The organism is Nocardia halotolerans (genome assembly GCF_042650145.1).
In the GTDB taxonomy this organism is placed as follows: Bacteria; Actinomycetota; Actinomycetes; order Mycobacteriales; family Mycobacteriaceae; genus Nocardia; species Nocardia halotolerans.
This window is the reverse complement of the sequence record NZ_JBHSDL010000014.1, coordinates 61,066-75,317: the sequence shown is the minus strand read 5'-3', so window position 1 is coordinate 75,317 and position 14,252 is coordinate 61,066. Positions and strand designations below refer to the sequence as shown.

At 69.7% G+C, this 14,252-nt stretch carries 15 protein-coding genes; 8 read left to right on the top strand and 7 right to left on the bottom strand.

Annotated elements, in window-relative coordinates:
* Positions 1-217 precede the first annotated feature (217 nt).
* Complete coding sequence (gene cei / locus ACFO5K_RS10965) at positions 218-901, bottom strand: envelope integrity protein Cei (RefSeq protein ID WP_378559965.1); 684 nt, start codon at positions 899-901, stop codon at positions 218-220.
* A gap of 376 nt (positions 902-1,277) precedes the next feature.
* Here cei and ACFO5K_RS10960 point away from each other — a divergent pair, with 376 nt between their 5' ends.
* Complete coding sequence (locus ACFO5K_RS10960) at positions 1,278-1,580, top strand: DUF4193 domain-containing protein (protein WP_218716942.1); 303 nt, start codon at positions 1,278-1,280, stop codon at positions 1,578-1,580.
* A 67-nt stretch (positions 1,581-1,647) separates the two neighbouring features.
* Here the strand turns inward: ACFO5K_RS10960 and ACFO5K_RS10955 are convergent, their stop codons facing one another.
* Positions 1,648-2,184 carry a DUF3093 domain-containing protein gene (locus ACFO5K_RS10955; RefSeq protein WP_378559962.1) on the bottom strand — a complete coding sequence of 179 codons (537 nt, stop codon included), beginning with the start codon at positions 2,182-2,184 and terminating at the stop codon, positions 1,648-1,650.
* A gap of 72 nt (positions 2,185-2,256) precedes the next feature.
* On the opposite strand from ACFO5K_RS10955, the gene dut reads away from it, so the two are divergent.
* Together dut and ACFO5K_RS10945 are read left to right on the top strand one after the other, a co-directional pair.
* Entirely contained in the window at positions 2,257-2,727 is a 471-nt protein-coding gene (dut, locus tag ACFO5K_RS10950) for a dUTP diphosphatase (protein ID WP_378559959.1), read from the top strand.
* 5 nt (positions 2,728-2,732) lie between these two features.
* Positions 2,733-3,635, top strand: a complete 903-nt coding sequence (locus ACFO5K_RS10945; protein ID WP_378563684.1) for a DUF3710 domain-containing protein — start codon at positions 2,733-2,735, stop codon at positions 3,633-3,635.
* Here ACFO5K_RS10945 and ACFO5K_RS10940 read toward each other — a convergent pair.
* Positions 3,632-4,423, bottom strand: a complete 792-nt coding sequence (locus tag ACFO5K_RS10940) for an alpha/beta fold hydrolase (RefSeq protein ID WP_378559956.1) — start codon at positions 4,421-4,423, stop codon at positions 3,632-3,634. The genes ACFO5K_RS10945 and ACFO5K_RS10940 overlap by 4 nt on opposite strands.
* A 74-nt stretch (positions 4,424-4,497) precedes the next feature.
* Here ACFO5K_RS10940 and ACFO5K_RS10935 point away from each other — a divergent pair, with 74 nt between their 5' ends.
* The 3 genes from ACFO5K_RS10935 to shbA all read left to right on the top strand — a co-directional run bounded on the left by ACFO5K_RS10935 (position 4,498) and on the right by shbA (position 6,398).
* Positions 4,498-4,905 carry an OB-fold nucleic acid binding domain-containing protein gene (locus ACFO5K_RS10935; RefSeq protein ID WP_378559953.1) on the top strand — a complete coding sequence of 136 codons (408 nt, stop codon included), beginning with the start codon at positions 4,498-4,500 and terminating at the stop codon, positions 4,903-4,905.
* 3 nt (positions 4,906-4,908) lie between these two features.
* Entirely contained in the window at positions 4,909-5,655 is a 747-nt protein-coding gene (locus tag ACFO5K_RS10930; RefSeq protein WP_378559950.1) for a DUF3159 domain-containing protein, read from the top strand.
* Positions 5,656-5,780: 125 nt separating this feature from the next.
* Positions 5,781-6,398, top strand: coding sequence for an RNA polymerase sigma factor ShbA (gene shbA / locus ACFO5K_RS10925; RefSeq protein ID WP_378559947.1), 618 nt, complete (start codon positions 5,781-5,783; stop codon positions 6,396-6,398).
* 4 nt (positions 6,399-6,402) lie between these two features.
* Here the strand turns inward: shbA and ACFO5K_RS10920 are convergent, their stop codons facing one another.
* Together ACFO5K_RS10920 and ACFO5K_RS10915 are read right to left on the bottom strand one after the other, a co-directional pair.
* A complete protein-coding gene (locus ACFO5K_RS10920) occupies positions 6,403-7,074 on the bottom strand; it encodes a potassium channel family protein (RefSeq protein ID WP_378559944.1) in 672 nt (223 codons plus the stop codon).
* 5 nt (positions 7,075-7,079) lie between these two features.
* Complete coding sequence (locus tag ACFO5K_RS10915) at positions 7,080-7,745, bottom strand: potassium channel family protein (RefSeq protein ID WP_378559941.1); 666 nt, start codon at positions 7,743-7,745, stop codon at positions 7,080-7,082.
* 175 nt (positions 7,746-7,920) lie between these two features.
* Between ACFO5K_RS10915 and ACFO5K_RS10910 the strand changes: the two genes are divergently transcribed.
* Positions 7,921-9,915, top strand: a complete 1,995-nt coding sequence (locus ACFO5K_RS10910) for an APC family permease (RefSeq protein ID WP_378559938.1) — start codon at positions 7,921-7,923, stop codon at positions 9,913-9,915.
* 36 nt (positions 9,916-9,951) lie between these two features.
* Positions 9,952-11,313, top strand: a complete 1,362-nt coding sequence (locus ACFO5K_RS10905; protein ID WP_378563681.1) for a class I SAM-dependent RNA methyltransferase — start codon at positions 9,952-9,954, stop codon at positions 11,311-11,313.
* Between the two features lie 165 nt (positions 11,314-11,478).
* Here ACFO5K_RS10905 and ACFO5K_RS10900 read toward each other — a convergent pair whose 3' ends face one another.
* Entirely contained in the window at positions 11,479-12,147 is a 669-nt protein-coding gene (locus tag ACFO5K_RS10900; RefSeq protein ID WP_378559935.1) for an SIMPL domain-containing protein, read from the bottom strand.
* A 73-nt stretch (positions 12,148-12,220) separates the two neighbouring features.
* Positions 12,221-14,029 carry a glutaminase A gene (glsA, locus tag ACFO5K_RS10895; RefSeq protein WP_378563678.1) on the bottom strand — a complete coding sequence of 603 codons (1,809 nt, stop codon included), beginning with the start codon at positions 14,027-14,029 and terminating at the stop codon, positions 12,221-12,223.
* Positions 14,030-14,252 lie beyond the last annotated feature (223 nt).

The window sequence follows — 14,252 nt, the reverse complement described above, 5'->3', positions numbered from 1 at the left end:
GCCGCCTTGATCCGGACTGACCAGAGGGCGCGACGAAGGAGCGCCCGCCGCAGGGAAGGCCAAGGGAACAGGCCGAGGCCCCACGGCCCCTGGCCGCCATGCCTCGGTTCTCGGCCGCCTTGATCTGGACTGACCAGAGGGTGCGACGAAGGAGTGCCCGGCGGGAGGGAAGATCAAGGGAACAGGCCGAGAACCCGCGGCCCCTGGCCGCCATGATTCAGCACTTGACGGTGCGGGCGGCGTCGAGGAGGTCGGGGTCGATCGAGGAGGAGGTCGAGCCGGGGGCGAGGTTCTTGAGGGAGCGCAGGACCTCTTCGGCGTCGGGGCCGGGGCGCAGGGATTCGCCGAAGGCCAGCCCGAGGACCAGGTCGACGGTGTCGTCGGTGCGGGAGTCTTCGATCAGCTCGGCGCAGGGGGAGGCCAGTTGGACCGAGGCGGCGGCGGATCTGCCGTTGACGCCGAAGCGGATCTGGCCGGTGCAGGTGAGGTCGCCGTTGACGTAGACCGGATCGTTACCGACTTGTGTCCCGGGTGCGGGCGCGAAGCCGAGGTCGCCGAGGGCGGAGGCGATGTTGCCGGCCTGGCCGCTCTTGCCGTTGGCGTTGAAGACCCGGACTTTGGCGTCTGAGAGCGCGGCGGGGTCGACGTCGTCGAGCCGCGTGGGGTCGACCCGGGTGCCCAGGGGCGCCGGTTGGGTCGCGTCCGCGCCGGTGGGTGCGCTCGGTGCGTTGCAGGCCATCGGCGCGTTGCTGTCGTCATGGGTACGAAACGCCGTGATCCAGACGAACAGGCTCACCAGAGCCAGCACGAGGACCAGTGCGAGCCAGAGCTCGGGTCGTCGTCGCGGATAGGGTTTGCCGTCGCGATCGGTCGCGCTGCCTTCGGTGATCAGTGAAACCACGCGCTCACTCTACGAGTCCGGTCGGGGCGCGCGGGTACGGGATGTCTCGGCGAGTTCCCCGGCAGGTGAAGATTCGTCGTCGGTTTCGACTCGGCGGGGGTTTGATTGCGACATTTGTCCGTAGGTCCGCTATTGTCTGGCCGCCCAGATCGAATAATCACCGGTGAAACGGTGGTCGGTCGCGGGAACAACAAGGGCATGTCCTGCGTTAACCGAACGCTGTCGGAGTAGATCCTCGCCGATCGAACCTGATAGGCGACAGGTGTACGTGTGAAGTGCACCACCGGCGGGGCGGTACGAACGCCGTATCCCTGCGGGGATGACGGCAATCGAACTGATCCGGGATATACGGAGTAAGGACTGAGGGGAAGACGACATGGCAACCGACTATGACGCACCGCGGCGTACCGAGTCCGACGAGGTGTCGGAGGATTCGCTCGAGGAGCTGAAGGCCCGCCGCAACGAGGCGCAGTCCGCCGTCGTGGACATCGACGAATCCGATACAGCGGAATCGTTCGAGCTTCCCGGCGCGGATCTGTCCGATGAAGTACTCAGTGTTCGGGTGGTCCCGAAGCAGGCGGACGAGTTCACCTGTTCGAGCTGCTTCCTCGTGCATCACCGCAGCCGTCTGGCCAGCGAGAAGGGCGGCCAGTTGATCTGTATGGACTGCGCGGCCTGATTGTGCTCGGGCCCGGCGGTGACAGCGCAGCGTCGCCACCAGGGCCGAGGAATCAGGGTAAGACGGGTCAGCCCGCGCTCGGGAGTCCGAGCGCGGTCAGGACCCGGTCCGGCCTGCGGGTACTGATCAACCAGTACGGTGTCGGGTCGTCCGGGTCGTCGAGCACGAGCAGGGCCATCGGGCCGATCCAGGCTCGGTGCTGGACATACGCGGCGGGGTCGAGCTGTCGGCCCAGTGCCGCGCTCTTGGCTGTCGGCGCGACGGCCGCCGCGCGCGCGACGAAGTTCACCGGCAGGTGGGCGCGGTCCACCCGCAGTTCCGCCGTTCCGTCGGGTGCGACGGTCACTTCCAGGCGGTGGCGGCTCATCCACAGCAGGATCCAGACCGGCACCGGCGCGAGCAGCACATAGGGCAGCCACGCGCGCAAGCCGGGCGCGCCCATGTGGATTTCGGCCGCCAGCAGGCCGGCGATCGCGAAGCCGACCGGCCACCACCACAGCGGCACCCAGAGGCGCTCTCGGTAGGGCGAGGCTCCCGGCGCTGCCGGCGCGTGACGGTCGGAGTCCGTGGTATCGGTCGTCGATGATCGGGGCTGGTCGGGCACCCCTCAACACTAGGTCACCGCGCCAGGGCTGTGACGAGAAGGTCCGGCCGCGAGCGCGTACTCTCGACCGATGTGAACGCACTTGCACCGATTCCGCTGCGGCGACTCGATCCCGGCATCCCCGTGCCGACGCGTGCCCATCCGGGCGACGCGGGCGTCGACCTCTGTACCACCGAAGACGTGATCATCGATCCGGGCGAGCGGGTACTGGTCGGCACCGGTATCGCGATCGCGCTGCCGGTCGGCACCGTCGGGTTGATCCATCCACGATCGGGTCTGGCCGCGAAGGCGGGCCTGTCGGTGGTCAACACCCCGGGCACGATCGATGCGGGTTATCGCGGCGAGATCAAGGTGTGCCTGATCAACCACGACCCGCGCACGGCCATCGAGCTGCGCCGCGGCGACCGGATCGCCCAGCTGCTGGTGCAGCGGGTGGAGCTGGTCGACTTCGCCGAGGTGGACGACCTCGACGACACCGCCCGCGGCACCGGCGGACACGGGTCGAGCGGCGGGCACGCGAGCCTGGCCGGCGAGGAGGCGTAATGGGTCTGTTCGGCAAGAAGAAGCGCGCACCGCGCGAAGACGAGCCCGCGAGCTATGACGAGTACGACGACTACAGCGAGTACGACGAGTACGGCGAGTTCGAGGATTCCGACGAGTACGACACCGACGAGTTCCAGCGTCCCGACTTCGCGCATTTGGATTTCGACGACGCCCCGACCGACGAGCGCATCTACGGCAACTTCGATCACGCGCCCGATGCCGCCGCCGGTCCCTATGACTACACCGAAGTCACCGACGAGATGGTCGCGCGGCGCCTGGATCTGGGGTCGGTGGTCATCCCCGTGCCCGAGGGCGGGCAGCTGCAGGTGGAGATGAGCCCCGACGGCACCCCGCAGGCGGTGCATCTGGCCACCGAGCACGGCAGGCTCACCGTGGCCGCCTACGCGGCGCCGAAGTCGGCCGGGCAGTGGCGCACCGTCGCCGCTGATCTGGCCGAATCACTGCGTGGCGACGGCGCGAGTGTGGCCGTGGAGAAGGGGCCGTGGGGGCGTGAGGTCAAGGCGGTCACCGAGGGCGCCGATCTGCGTTTCATCGGTGTCGACGGCCCGCGCTGGATGATCCGCCTGGTCGCGGCGGGACCCTCGGGCGCGGTGGACGACCGCAGCCCGCTGATCACCGCGGCCCGCGCGGTGCTCGCCGACACGGTAGTGCGGCGCGGTACCGAACCGTTGCCGGTGCGTGACCCGTTGCCGGTGGTGTTGCCCCGGGAACTGGCCGAACAGCTCGCGGCCGCCCACCAGCAGCAGGTGCAGGCCCAGCAGGAGGCTGCCGCCGCCCAGGCCGCCGCCACGCAGGCGCCGCCGCCCACGGCGTTGCCGCCGAAGCTGCCCGACGAGCCGCGCCGGGGTGCGGACGGTTCGGCCATGCAGCAGCTCGGCCTGAATTAGCCGCGTCTGATCTCCGCGACTGCCGCCGGTCGCGGGGAGACGGTTCGGCTGTCGGCCGGGTCGATGTCGGGGGCCACCGGATCGGCTGCCAACAGGTCCAATTCGGTGATCCCGGTGTGTCCGAGAATCGACGGGTCGGCGCCCAGCTCGGCCAGGGTGATGCGGTGCAGCCGCGCCGAGGGCAGCGTCGCGGCCCACTGTTCGGCGACGGCGATCGGATGCACGGGGTCGTCGCTCGCCCCGACCACGGCCACCGGGACTGCGCAGCCGGCCAACCGCTCGACGGTCGGCCAGGCGTAGGCGGCGGCTTCGTCGAGGGCTCGGGGCAGGTGCGGCCACTGCCCACGCCAGGACTGCGTGAGCGCCTCGGCCAGCCAGGCCGGGCTCGACGCCCGCATCCGGGCGATCACAGTCTCCAGGCCGTCGGCGCGCAGTTGCCCGGCGGTAGCCGAAGCGCTCAGGGCGGCAGGGCAAGTCGCGGTTTCGGCGCCGGTCCAGGCGGGTAATGCTGTGATGACACCGACGGTCATGTCGCGATGTCCGGCGGCCCAGTCGAGAGCGATCGCGGCACCCAGCGAAATCCCGGCGGCCAGTACCGGCCCGCGCCGGGCAGCGGTGTCCAAAGCCGCGGTACAGCTCGCGATCACGGCCTCGGGGTCGGGTTCGACGGCTTCGAATCGCCAGCCACGAGCTGCGGCCGCGGGTCCGAATGCACGGGCTGCGAAATCGGCGTCGGAACCGGTTCCGGGCAGGGCGACCACAGTGAGCTGGGGTGGGGTGCGCAACACGGGCCGAGCGTAGCGGCCCCGCGTTTGCCCATCTACAGTGGCGGTGTAGGGCCAACTAGCGGGAGAAGCGTGCCATGTCGTCAGCCACGGGCGGACACAAATCGGGATCGGGTCCGGACTCGGGATATTTTCGCCGGCTCGGCCGCCGCTTGACCGCCGATATCGGCCAGCTCGACGCCGAGGAACTCGCCGAAACCGCCGACGCGTCCGGCGCCCGGCGTGCCAAGGACTGTTGTCGCGGCGAAGAAGCCACCATCGTGGGCAGGCTCCGCAGTGTCGAAACGTGCCCGAAGGCCGCCGGGGCCACCGTGCAGGCCGAATTCTTCGACGGTACCGACGCGATCACCCTGGTGTGGATCGGTCGCAGGCGCATCCCCGGCATCGAATCGGGCAGGCGCATCATGGTCCGTGGCCGCGTCGGTGACCGCGACGGCCGCAAGGTGATCTTCAACCCCTATTACGAGTTGCGCGGGAACAGCTGACGTATGACCTCCAGCGACGAGTACCGCCGCACCGCGGATCCCGAAGCCACCGTGGCGCTGCCCGTGGTCACCGAAGAGCCGGTGGACCCGGCGGTCGACCAGGAAGTCGAGAAGGCCGAGCAAACCCTGCTCGAGCAACTCGGCGGGATCAGCGGCCTGATCTACTCCACCCTGCCGGTGCTGGTGTTCGTCCCGGTGAACACCTTCGCCGGGCTGACCGCGGCCATCTGGGCCGCCCTCGGTGTCGCCGGCGCGGTGCTGGTGTGGCGGATCGTGCAGCGCGACCCGGTGCAGCCGGCCATCTCCGGCTTCTTCGGCGTGGGCCTGTGCGCGCTCATCGCGCACCGGGTGGGTGAGGCCAAGGGGTTCTTCCTGTTCGGGATCTACACCAGCCTCGTCTACGCGGGTGTATTCGCGCTGTCGATCCTGTTCCGCCGGCCCCTGGTCGGGGTGATCTGGGGTGCGCTCAACGGGCACGGCCGGGCCTGGCGCTCCGACCCGCGTATCCGCAAGCTCTACGACCTGGCCACCGTCGTGTGGGTGGTCGTGTTCGGCGCCCGCTACCTGGTGCAGTCGCAGCTCTACGACACCGACCACACCACCTGGCTGGCTGTGGCCCGTATCGCGATGGGCTGGCCGCTGACCGCGGTGGCGCTGGTTGTCACCGTGTGGGCGGTGCGCCGCGCCGGCCACCTGCCCATCGGCAAGTCCGACAAGTCCGCTGCCGGAACGGGTTCCGCCACAGTCTGAGGGTGCTATCCCTCCTCGCGGAGGTGGGCGAGTACTCACCCTGGGGTGTCTGGTGGTGACCCCGAGTTCGTCGCACGATCAATGCATACCGAATTGCGGTGATCGTGAGAGGACCGGCGACGATGATGGCTACCGAGCAGTGCCCCACCGCGACCTCCCCGGCTGCTGCCGTGCCGTCGGAGAGCAAGCGCATCGGCGCCGAACTCGACGCGCTGATCGGCCCGGCCGTACAGGGCGACCGTGACGCCGTCAGCGAGATCGTGCGCCTGGTGCACCCGCTGGTGCGCCGCTACTGCGCGGCGCGCATGGGCGCCACCGGCCACCTGACCGTCACCGCGGACGACGTGACCCAGGAAGTGCTGATCGCCACCGTGGGTGCCATCCCGCGCTACCGAGATCAGGGCAAATCGTTTCTGGCCTTCGTCTACGGCATCGCCGCCAACAAGGTCTCCGACGCGTTCCGCCGCCGCAGGCACACCGCCTATCCGATGGCCGACATGCCCGAGCTCGCCAGCGCCGCGCCGGGACCGGAGGAATGGACGCTGGCCGCCGAGCACCGCGCCGCCACCATGGAACTGATGCGGGTGCTCAGCCCCACCCATCGCGAGGTGCTGGTGATGCGGATCGTGCTCGGCTGGAGCGCCGCGCAGACCGCCGAAGCCATCGGCACCAGCCCCGGCGTGGTGCGGGTGATGCAGCACCGGGCGCTCAACAAGCTGCGTGAACGGTTGCGCGACACCTGAGTGGCTAGGGCCGGATGCCGTGGGTGGCCAGGGTGAGACGCAGGTCTTCCTCGGCTTCCACGGAGGTGACGAACAGCAGTTCGTCCTCGCCCTCGAACGGGTCGTCGGGCTGGGGCACGATCACCCGGCCCCCGCGCAGGATCGTCACCAGCGCGGTGTCGCGTGGCATGACCAGGGTGCGGACCGGTTTGCCCGCCAGCCGGGTATCGGCGGGCAGGGTGATCTCGACCAGATTGGCCTGTCCCTGCCGCAGCGTCATCAACCGCACCAGATCACCCACCGACACCGCTTCTTCGACCAGTGAGGCCAGCAGACGCGGCGTCGACACCGCCACGTCGACACCCCACGACTCGTCGAACAGCCACTCGTTGCGCGGATCGTTGACCCGCGCCACCACCCGGCGCACCCCGAATTCGGTCTTGGCCAGCAGGCTGTGCACCAGGTTGGTCTTGTCGTCACCGGTGGCCGCGATCACCACCTCGTACGTCTCGAGGTCGGCGTTCTCGAGCAGCGACAGTTCACAGGCGTCGGCGTGTACCCAGACCGCGTCGGGGATGGCGGCGGGGTCGATGTGGTCGAGCTGGCGTTCGAGCAGCATCACCCGATGCCCGCCGCGCAGCAACTCCCTGGCGATCGAGCGCCCGACCGCGCCCGCTCCGGCGATGGCCACCTTCATGTTGTTCAGTCCTCGCTCACGGGGGCCTTGGTCGCCAGTGCGACGACCTCACCGACACTGCCGGACTTGGCGGCGACGTAGACCACGTCGTCGGCCTGCACGATGGTCTTGGACTCGGGCAGCAGTCCCTGACCGAAGCGCAGGATGAACGCGACCCGCACCGACAGCTCGCGTTCCAGGTCGCGCACCGTGCGCCCGGACCAGTCCTCGTGCAGGGTGAGCTGGGTGATCGCCACCGCGCCCGTCGGTTCGCGCCACGTGGTGGTCGAGTTGTCGCCGATCAGGGTGCGCAGGAACCGGTCGGTGGTCCACGGCACGGTGGCGATGGTGGGGATGCCCAGACGCTCGTAGACCTCGGCGCGCTTGGCGTCGTAGATCCGGGCGACCACCCGCTCCACCCCGAACATCTCCCTGGCCACCCGGGCCGAGATGATGTTGGAGTTGTCACCGGAGGACACCGCGGCGAACGCGTCGGCGCGCTCGATGCCCGCGCGGGTCAGCACATCCCGGTCGAAACCGACGCCGATCACTTCCCGGCCGGTGAAGCCCTCGCCCAGGCGGCGGAACGCGGTGGGGTCACGGTCGATCACCGTGACCTCGTGACCCACCCGGGTCAGGGCGCGTGCCAGCGACGAACCGACGCGCCCGCACCCCATGATCACTACGTACACCGTGCACACCCTCGTTCCTGGCCAACCCGTGCCTTCCGGCTCGGACCGTACCCGCCGGATGCTTCCACAGGCCATTTTCCCCCGCGCGAGGCGGTGCAAACAATCATGACACTCCCGCTCAGACGGGGACCACGTGTGCGCGAGCACACCGATGAACTCCTCTATGCTCAGCCCGGTGTCCAAGTTGACGACGGCGGCCAAACGGATGCTGCTGGGCAGGCCGTTCCGCAGCGATTCGCTCGGCCATACCTTGTTGTCCAAACGAATCGCCCTGCCGGTGTTCGCCTCCGACGCGATGTCATCGGTGGCCTACGCACCGGAGGAGATCTTCCTGGTGCTGTCGGCGGCCGGTATCTCGGCCTACCTGTACGCGCCGTGGGTGGGGCTGGCGGTCGCGCTGGTGATGGCTGTGGTCGTGGCCAGCTACCGGCAGAACGTGCGCGCCTACCCGTCCGGCGGTGGTGACTACGAGGTCGCGACCAAGAACATCGGCCCCAACGCCGGGCTCACGGTGGGCAGCGCGTTGCTCGTCGACTATGTGCTCACGGTGGCGGTGTCGATCTCCGCGGCCGCGTCCAACATCGGTTCGGCCATCCCGTTCGTCGCCACGCACAAGGTGCTGTTCGCCGTGGTGGCCATCGCGGTGCTCACCGCGATCAACCTGCGTGGTGTGCGCGAGTCGGGCAAGGCGTTCGCCATCCCGACCTACGCGTTCGTCTTCGGCATGTTCGTGATGCTGGGGTGGGGCCTGTTCCGGTCCTATGTGCTCGGCGACGACATCCGGGCGGATTCGGCCGGCTTCGGCCTGGTCGCCGAGGACGAGCAGCTCTACGGGCTGGCCTTCGCCTTCCTGGTCGCGCGCGCCTTCTCCTCCGGTTGTGCGGCGCTGACCGGTGTCGAGGCCATCAGCAACGGGGTGCCCGCGTTCCGTAAACCCAAGTCGCGCAACGCGGCCACGACGTTGCTGATGCTGGGCACGATCGCGATCATCTTGCTGATGGGCATCATCATGCTGGCCCAGAAGATCGGTGTCGTGTACGCCCACGACACGTCGAACCTGGTCGGGGCGCCCGAGGACTATCACCAGAAGACGTTGATCGCCCAGATCGCCGAAACCGTCTTCCAGGGTTTCCCGATCGGTTTCTTCTTCATCACCGCCGTCACCGCGCTGATCCTGGTGCTGGCCGCCAACACCGCGTTCAATGGATTCCCGGTGCTCGGTTCGATCCTGGCCCAGGACCGGTACCTGCCCCGGCAGCTGCACACCCGCGGTGACCGGCTGGCCTTCTCCAACGGCATCCTGTTCCTCTCGGGTGCGGCGATCGCGTTCGTGGTGTTCTTCGGCGCCGAGGTGACCAAGCTCATCCAGCTCTACATCGTGGGTGTGTTCGTCTCGTTCGTGCTGAGCCAGACCGGCATGCTGCGGCACTGGACGCGCTTGCTGCGCGGCGAGACAGACCCGGGTGTGCGCGTGAAGATGCAGCGCTCGCGGGTGATCAACGCGATCGGTCTCACCGCGACCGGCACCGTGCTGGTGATCGTGCTGGCCACCAAGTTCTTCGCCGGTGCCTACATCGCGATCATCACGATGGTGGCGATCTTCGCGGTGATGAAACTGATTCGGCGCCATTACGATTCGGTCTCGCGTGAACTAGGCGAATCCGAGTGGGACGGGGTGTTGCCCAGTCGCACCCACTCCATCGTGCTGGTCTCCAAGCTGCACCTGCCCACCAAGCGGGCCCTGGCCTACGCCCGGGCGACCCGGCCCGACACCCTCGAGGCGATCACGGTCAACGTCGACGACGCCGACACCCGCAGTCTGGTGCGCGAGTGGGAGAACAGCGAGATCAACGTGCCGCTCAAGGTGGTGGAGTCGCCGTATCGCGAGGTCACCAAGCCGGTGCTCGACTACGTGCAGCGGGTACGCAAGAACGCCCCGCGTGACGTGGTCACCGTGTTCATCCCCGAATACGTGGTGGGCCACTGGTGGGAGCAGGTGCTGCACAACCAGTCGGCGCTGCGGTTGAAGGGCCGGTTGTTGTTCGAACCCGGTGTGATGGTGACGAGCGTGCCGTGGCAGCTGTCGTCCTCCACCCGGGCCAGGCAAGCAGCCGAAGGTAACGCGCCGGGCTCGGTGCGTCGCGGTTTCGAACGGCCGGGTCGTCGCTGAGCGGCGTGCCGGTCGACAAGGGAAGTGGGTGTGGCTGTGAGTGATTGGCGCGGACAGGAATTCGAGGTGCGTCTCGGGGCGCCGGGGCACGGTGGCTTCTGCGTGGGCCGCCACGAGGGCCGGGTCGTGTTCGTGCGCCACGGGCTGCCCGGTGAGCTGGTGCTGGCTCGGGTCACCGAGGACCGGGGCAAGTCGTTCTGCCGTGCCGACGCGGTCGAGATCATCGAGCCCTCACCGGACCGGGTGCCCGCGACCTGTCCGGTCTCGGGTCCCGGCGGCGCGGGCTGCTGTGATTTCTCCTTCGCCACGCCCGCCGCGCAACGCGCGCTCAAGGCGACCGTGGTGGCCGAGCAGTTGCGCAGGCTGGCCGGGGTGGAGCGCGAGATCACCGTCGAGCCGATCGCCGGCGACCCCGACGATGTCACCGGCGGCTGGCGTACCCGCGTGCGCCTGGTCGTCGACGGCGCCGGTCGCGCCGGTGTGCACCGCTACCGCAGCGACGAGGTGATCGCCGACCTGCGTTGCCCGCAACCGGTGGCCGGTGCTCTCGACGGGGTCGCCGACCGGTTGTGGACCCCCGGCGCCGACCTGGTCGTGGCCCTCGACGGTGACGGCGTGCGCCACATCGTGGAACTGGCCCCCGCGGCGGTGGCCGAGCGATCCGGTGCCCGTCCGTCGACTCCGCGGGGGGCCGCTCGCGGCCGTGGGCAGCGTCCGGCGCGGCATCGCGAATCAGGCAGACCGGTCGGCGACGAGCGTGGCGTGGTGCGCGACCGAGCGGCCTCGCGTAAATCCGCGACCAACGCGCCCCGCGAGGAATGGGTGATGGCCGGTACCGGTCGCGTCGTCGAATATGTGGCGGGCCGCCGCTGGGAGCTCGCGGCCACCGGCTTCTGGCAGGCGCATCACGGAGCGGCGCAATGCTATTCGGATCTGATCGCCGACTGGTCCGGGCTGGCACCCGGCGGTTCGGGCTGGGATCTCTACAGCGGTGTCGGCGTGTTCGCCGCCCGGCTGGGGGAGCAGACCGGGCAGACGGGGGCGGTCACCGGCGTCGAATCCGCGCGCCCGGCCGTCGCCGACGGTGCTGTCGCCCTGCGTGACCTGCCGTGGGTGCAGTTGCGCGCCGAGCGAGTCGAACGGTGGGCACGCGAGGCGACGACGACGCCGGACGTGGTGGTCCTGGATCCGCCGCGGGCCGGTGCGGGTAAAGACGTCGTCGCCGCGGTCACCGATGCCGACCCACGCCGGATCGTGCACATCGGTTGCGATCCGGCGGCCTTCGCCCGCGACCTCGGTCTCTACCTCGATGCCGGCTATCACCTGGCCGAGCTGCGCGCCTTCGACGCTTTCCCCGCCACGCACCACGTCGAATGCGTGGCGTTGCTCGACCGCTGACGCGATCGTCCTCGCCGTCCCCGACTCAGCGCGGCGTCGGGGCCGGCGAGCGTGTACGGGTGTGCTGACTCGAGGAGCACACGCCACCCTGCGGTTCCGGCGCCGACTTCGGTCCCGCCGGAACCGCTGCGCGCCACCGCGGCAGGAAAGCGTGTGCGGGCGAGCTCACTCGAGTGCCCACGTGACCCGTACGCTCGCGCCGACCTCGGTCTCGCCGGGCACCACCGGTACGGGGGAACTGCCGCGCGCCATCAGCATCGGCGCGTTGCCGGAGTCCGCGCTGATGTCATAGGCGCGTGGCGGCGGCGCGGTGTCCTCGGTGATCTGCAGGACCGCGCCCAGCCGGACCCCGGCGCGGGCCGCGTACTGCCGGGCCTTGGCCAGCGCGTCGTCGAAGGCGGCGTCGCGGGCCCGGGCGAGCAGCGGTTCCGGGTCGGCCACCGCGCGGGTCAGCCCGCCCAGGCGCACGTCGTCGCCGCCGGCGGTCACCGCGGCGGCGACGGTCTCGGCGGGATCGGTGCCGGTGTCCTCGCGCAGGGCGATACTCAGCCCGGTGCTCGCCAGATACCCGGCGATCTCGTTGCGCCCCTTGTCGGTGTAGACGGTTTCGGTGCGCACACTCAACCCGCTGGTCGCCAGGTCGGCGTCGCGCACCCCGGCGGCCCGCAGGGCGGCCACGACCCTGCTCACCCGCTCACCCGCGCGTCCGTACGCCGCGGCCACCGTGCGCGCACGTGACTCCACCGACAAGGTGACCCGGATCAGGTCGGGCACCGCACGCACCGTGCCCCGCCCGAACGTGGTGGTGCTCGCCTGCCCGGATTTCTCGTTCATCGCGGTGCTCCTGCCGGTCGAAGGGTCCTGCGCTACCCAACGACTCGCGCGTGGGCGAGGTTCCGGGCCACGGTCAGTAGTTGCCCGCGTTGGCCGAGATGGTGCGCACGGTGGCCTCCATCTGCGCGTACGCACCCGCCGCCAGTCGTTGCAGCAGCGCGAGTTTCAGTTTGGGATGCGCGTCGGTGAGCGCGTCGAACACCGCGGGCACCAGCACCGCCACCCGCACCTGCGTCTCGGCGACGACCGCGTTCACGACCGGTTCGCCGATCAGCATCGGGATCTCACCGAACGACATTCCGGCCGTGAGCGTCACCAGCCGGTGCACGCGCCCGTCGGTGCCCGGAAAGGTCACCCGCACCCGGCCGTCGAGGATCAGATACAGGCCCGAGCGCGGGTCGCCGTGCTCGGCGATCACCTCGCCCCTGGCCAGGGTGCGCAGCACGAAGTCGGGGGTGAGACGGGCTCGGTCGGCGGCGACGAGACCGGCCAGCATCGGATGCTCGTCCAGGCCCATCGAGTGGGCGGCCTGTACGCCGGGCGGCCGGTGCTTTTCCAGCACGATGTCCTCACACCATTCGGTGGCGGTGTCGCGATCGATGAACACCCGCCCGCGCGGATCGCGCGGATCCAGACTCGACACCTCGTGCCCGAGCCGGGCATCGGGGTCCACCAGTGCCACCCGGCAGCCCGCGGCCACCAGATCGGCCTGCAACGTGTCGAGCATGCCGCGGGCCACCGCGCTCACCTCGCCGACCCGGCGCAGATCGATCACCAGCGCCTCGAGCTCGCCCGCTCTGCCCTCGATCGCGCGGACCGTGCGTTCGGCACCGGCGAAGAGCAGATCACCGTGCAGTTCGTAGATCCGGGCGCGCTCACCGTGCGCGGACAGCACCGCCGCGTCCTCGGGGGAACGGCGCAGTCGCGACGGCAGCTGGGCCACCGTGTAGTCGGCCCGGATGGCTGTGCGCGCCGACCGGGTCACGTGACAGAAGTGCAGCTCGAGCCGCCGTGACAGCTCCCGGCAGGCCGCGACCCCGCGGACGCTGTTGCCCTGGGCGTCCAGGCGCGGGGAGTACACCGAGATCCCGAGCTGGCCGGGCAGCACGGCGATGATCCCGCCGCCGACTCCGCTCTTGGCGGGCAGGCCGACCGTGGTCACCCAGTCACCCGCCGCGTTGTACATACCGCAGGTGGTCATCACACTGAGCACCCGCTCGGTCAGCGAGGTCGACAGCGCGCGCTCCCTGGTCGTGGGATTGACCCCGTTGTCGGCCAGGGTCGCCGCCATCACCGCCAGGTCGGCGCAGGTGGTCTCGATCGAGCACTGCCGGAAGTACCGGTCCACGGCGTCGTCGGGATCGTCGTCGATCACGTTCACCGAGCGCAACATGTAACCGATGGCTCGGTTGCGGTACCCCGTGCGCGCCTCGGACTCGTACACCGCCTCGTTCATCCGCAATTCGCGCCCGGCGAAGCGGGAGTAGCAACGCCGGACCCGCTCGAACTTGTCGGCCGCGTCCCGGCCCGAGACGAGCGAGGCCGCGGTGATCGCCCCGGAGTTGATCATCGGGTTGCTCGGTCGCTGGGTCTGCGGTTCCAGGCTGATCTCGTTGAACGGCTCGCCCGAGGGTTCCACGTCGATGTGCGCGGCCACCCCGTCGACGCCGCGGTCGGCCAGGGCGAGCGCGTAGGTGAACGGTTTGGAGATCGACTGGATGGTGAAGCCGGTCTCGGTGTCGCCCACCCGGTAGACCAGCCCGTCGGCGGTGGCCAGGCACAGCCCGAACGCGTCCGGCGCCACCGCGGCCAGCTCGGGGATGTAGTCGGCCGGTGTCCCGGACAAGTCGTCGCGGCAGGCCGCGTACACGTCCTCGAGCATGCCGAGCACCACCCCGGGTTCGATCGCAACACGGTCGGGTTCGGCCACAGCGTCACTGTAAGGGGAGTTGCCGGCCTGCTCGTGCGGGGCGCGCGGGAGAGATAGTCCTCACAGCCGGTGAAGCCGGCTGGGCGGGCTGTCATCCGCTCACCGGTGTGGCTGGTCGAACGTGCGCGCTGGTCACAGGCTACCGTCGACGGGTGCTCCGTGATCGCGATCACGG